Origin of the sequence: Agromyces binzhouensis (assembly GCF_004135055.1) — a bacterium.
Taxonomy (GTDB): domain Bacteria; phylum Actinomycetota; class Actinomycetes; order Actinomycetales; family Microbacteriaceae; genus Agromyces; species Agromyces binzhouensis.
In genome coordinates this window covers 1-2,625 of record NZ_SDPL01000431.1, presented here as the reverse complement: position 1 = coordinate 2,625, position 2,625 = coordinate 1, and the positions used below count along the sequence as shown (strand labels likewise).

The 2,625-nt window shown below is 72.6% G+C and carries 1 protein-coding gene; it reads right to left on the bottom strand.

Features of this window, described 5'->3' with window-relative positions; genetic code table 11:
* The coding region (gene pepN, locus ESO86_RS15230) for an aminopeptidase N (protein WP_129235737.1) at positions 1-2,541 on the bottom strand (2,541 nt) is incomplete at its 3' end.
* Positions 2,542-2,625: the final 84 nt, after the last annotated feature.

Genomic DNA, 2,625 nt, shown 5'->3' with positions numbered 1-2,625 from the left:
GGCGTCGCACTCGCGCGCCGCGAGCGCGCGCTCGAGCTCGCTCAGCTGCTCCGCCACGAGTCGGTGCAGCGGCGCGGGTTCGGCGTGCGCGGCCAGCCACGCGCGGACGCGCGAGGCGAGCTCTGCATCGACGACGGGTGCCGGGAACAGCCTCCGCACGATGAGCGAGGCCATCGTGAAGCTCCGCTCGGCCCACACCCGGTCGAGCATGTCGAGGTAGTCGTCCGCGGTGCCGGCGAGGAGCGCGGCATCCGTCGTCCGCTGCCAGCCATCGGCGATCGCACGGGCGAGGTCGTTCGACAGGGTCGTGTCGGTCGCGACGCGGCGCCACGCCGCATCCTTCGCCGACTGGTCGGGTCGCGCGGCACGCGCGGTCTCGGCGAGCTGGCGCCCCTTCGCGGTGTCGTCCGCGGCGAGCGCCGCGTCGACCTCGTCGTCGGAGGCCGCTCCGAGCGTCGCTCGGGCGATCGTGATCTCCCACCGCAGGTCGAGGTCGACCTCGAGGCCCGCCAGGCTCGTCTCGCCGGTGGCCAACGACTCCAGGACGTCGGCGTGCGCGGGCACGCAGGCGAGTCGCGTGAACGCCTTGACGAACTGCAGCTGCGCGTCGGAGCCCGCCGGGGCGAGCTCGGCGAGCGCCCACACCGCGTCCGCGGCCTCCTCGGCGAGCACGTCGCGATGGTGGTCGGCGAGGTACCGGGACGCCGCGAGCTCCAGCCGGGAGAGCGCGAGCCCGCGCGCGGCCGACTGCGTCTCGTGCCCGACGTTCGCCACGACGAGGCGCACGAAGTCGGCCGCGGGGATCTCCGCGTCGCGGACGCCGTCCCACGCCGATCCGAGGACGACCGCGCGGGCGACCGGGTCGACGAGGTCCGACAACCGGTCGCGCGCGACCGCGAACGACGGTTCGTCGAGGCGCACCTTCGCATAGGTCAGGTCGTCGTCGTTCACGAGCAGCAGCGCGGGGCGCGGTCGACCGACGAGGTCGGGCACGTCGGTCGATCCGCCGTCGACGTCGAGCTCGACGCGGTGCACCCGCTCGAGGCGGCCGTCGACGTCGTCGTACGACCCGATCGCGATGCGGTGCGGGCGGAGCGTGGGGTGCGAGTCCGCAGCAGACTGCTCGACCCGCGCGGCGCTGATCACGCCCGCGGCATCCGTCTCGACCCGGAGCCGCAGGGTGTTCACGCCCGCGGTCTCGAGCCACTTCGCCGACCAGTCCGCGAGATCGCGGCCACTGGCGACCTCGAGTTCGACGAGGAGGTCGGCGAGTGTCGCGTTGCCGCCCGAGTGACGCGCCAGGTAGGCGCCCACGCCGCGCTGGAACGCCTCCAGCCCGACCCACGCGACGAGCTGCTTGAGCACGGACGCGCCCTTGTCGTACGTGATCGCGTCGAAGTTCACCTCGACGTCGCCGAGGTCGCCGATCTCGGCGACGATCGGGTGCGTCGATGGCAGCTGGTCCTGCTCGGCGGCGTGCGACTTCTCGTCGCTCGCGAACGTCGCCCACACGTCGGTGAACTCGGAGATCCGCGACGTCGCGAGCGTCGACGCCCAGGTCGCGAACGACTCGTTGAGCCAGAGGTCGTTCCACCAGCGCATCGTCACCGAGTTGCCGAACCACATGTGGCTGAGCTCGTGCAGCACGACGATCGCGCGCTGCTCGCGGCGGGCGTCGGACACGCGCGAGCGGAACAGGTAGCCCTCGTTGAAGGTCACCGCGCCGACGTTCTCCATCGCGCCCCAGTTGTACTCCGGCACGAAGACCTGGTCGTACTTGCCGTAGGGGTAGGGCACGCCGAACGCGTCCTCGTAGAACGCCAGCCCGCCCTGCACCAGCTCGAACATGACGTCGGGCTCGGCGTACTGCGCGAGCGACGCACGCGTGAACAGGCCGAGCGGCACCTCGCGCCCGTCGCGGCTCGTGGCCGACGATCGCCACGACGCGTACGGGCCGGCGATGATCGCGACGATGTAGCTCGAGATGACCGGGCCGGTCTCGAACGCCCACACCGCGGTGCCGGATGCCGCGGGGTGCGGCTCGGGCGACGGCGCGTTGCTCAGGACGCTCCAGTGGCCGGGAGCGGTGATCGTGAAGCGGACGGACGCCTTGAGGTCTGGCTGGTCGAACACGGCGTACACGCGGTTCGCCTCCGCGACGGCGAACTCGGTGTAGAGGTACCCCTCGCCGTCGACGGGATCGACGAAGCGGTGCAGCCCCTCGCCGGTGTTCGTGTACTCGCGCGTCGACACGACGAGCAGCTCGTTCTCGGCCTCGAGGCCGTCCAGCCGGATCCGGTAGCCGTCCGAGACGGATGCCGCATCGAGCGGCCGGCCGTTCAGGACCACCTCGTGCAGCTCGGCGGTCGTCGCCTCGATGAACGTCGACGCACCCGGCGTCGCGGCGAAGCGCACGAGCGTGTCGGACCGGAACCGGCCGCCGTCGCCCGTCAGGTCGAGCGTGACCTCGTAGGCGGGCGAGGCGAGGAGCGACGCGCGCTCCTCGGCCTCCGCCCGCGTCAGGTCCGGGCGCCCCGACATCAGCCCTCCCGGGCGTCGCGCGACTGCGCGGCGAGCGCGCGGTCCACGCCGGCGAGGTTCTCGACCACGAGGCGCCGCAACGCG